Here is a 1697-nt window from a genome sequence, read left to right as displayed (position 1 = left end):
ATTCTAATAAAGAAGTTTTTATTATTTGAGTTTACCACGTTTACCAAAACCGTACCACTAAAATAATCGCTGTACCAATTGCTACTATTGAGCTTTACCAGCTTTTCCACATTTACCACCAGCTATAAGTATTAATATATTCTATGGGTAAACCCTCAAACAGCGAGTTAAATCTGATGACCTTATATCTGATGTCGATAGTTGTGGGTAAAATTTACTCTATATATAATAAGGAAGTAGACCCACAACTATAGCACATATTTGATCTATTAATCTCATTAAAAATTAAAATTATATGAGAGATAACAACTATCATTATTTTGCAACACATCTTACAAATAATGACGTATTTAACAGAATAAAAGCTGGTTCAGATTTTGAAAACTTAGAAGACGCTATTAAAGGAAAGATTTCAGAATTGGTAAAAGGAGTTTATCCCAAAGATAAAAGTGTATATGTACCCATTGAAAAGTATTGTTTAAACTTTATAGAAAGCAATAAAGAACTTTTAAAAGAATTAATTGACTACCTTGAAACCGAGGGTTTAAAATATCTTTTAGTCAATTATATTGGATATTCAAAAGCAAGGGGCTCTAGCTCTAGGTCATATGGAGAAGGTAGTAACAAGACAGCAAACGAAATATCAGAACAGGATCTCATAAAAGAAATGACAGATCCTAAAGCATCTATCAAAAAATTATTAGATGCTGCAAGAGGAAACCTCAGCGTGGTAAAACCATACCTCCCTGCAATACTGATTTCTTTAAATACCAATACCAGAGATAAATCAATTATGAAATTTGAACATACAGGTAGATTTTGTTTTGATTTTGATAAATTAAAAGATACCAATGAAGCTTTAAAGTGGTTGCACAAAATTTGGAAGGGAACAAAAAATATCAAACCATATTTCGCTTTCTTATCACCTAGAGGAAAAGGTGTTAAAGTATTCTGTAAGGTGGATATCACTTCAAAAGAATTTAAAAGAGACTTTACTTTAGAAGAGAGAAAATCAGTAATGGAACATCATAAGATTTGGTATGAAGGAGCACGAAAAGAAATTATCACTGCTTTCCCAGAACTAGAAGAAAAGTTTGATAAATCTACAAAGGATCCACAGCGATTGACTTACATCCCTTTTATTGCTGATCAGAATAATCATTTTAAATATGATCCTAATAGATTTTCTGATTATGCTATTATAGCTGCAAATGAAACTGCTTACCAGAACGAAGAACTCAAAAAAAAGATTGCTTTAAAAGCCGAGCAAATCAAAAGGATAAAGCAAGAGAAAAATATCACATCAGATAAAGAAGCCTATAAGTTTCTCTTAAAAAATAGATCATCAGATTTTGATATAGATTTTGAACTAGAAAAACTAATTAAAACAATTGATTTTATTGAAGATCTAGCAACAAAAGACGTTAGAATTGAAGATTGGGTAGCCGAAAAATTTACTGACTACAAATCACTTAATGATTTAGGTTGGGTGCTTTATGGAGTATTTGGTGATGAAGGGATAGAACAAATAAAACGACTCATTCCAACTGACTCTAATAAGTTGGATGAGAATCAAAATGATTATCGTTGGGCCTTAAAATCAGAAGATGATTACAGTGAACAAGAATTAGCTGATTTAACTCCAGCAGCCTTTTATAAATTAGTTAGGGAGCAGGACAAAATAAATGACTTTTTAA

1 protein-coding gene is annotated in these 1697 nt (G+C 30.8%); it reads left to right on the top strand.

Annotated elements, in window-relative coordinates; translation table 11 throughout:
* Positions 1–295 precede the first annotated feature (295 nt).
* A partial coding sequence (locus tag ACTG3V_RS15545; protein ID WP_439133085.1) for a BT4734/BF3469 family protein occupies positions 296–1697 on the top strand: 1402 nt, incomplete at its 3' end.

Source organism: Polaribacter sp. (assembly GCF_965660385.1).
In the GTDB taxonomy this organism is placed as follows: Bacteria; Bacteroidota; Bacteroidia; order Flavobacteriales; family Flavobacteriaceae; genus Polaribacter.
Note: the sequence above shows the minus strand (reverse complement) of the source record. Positions and strands in the feature narration are given on the sequence as shown.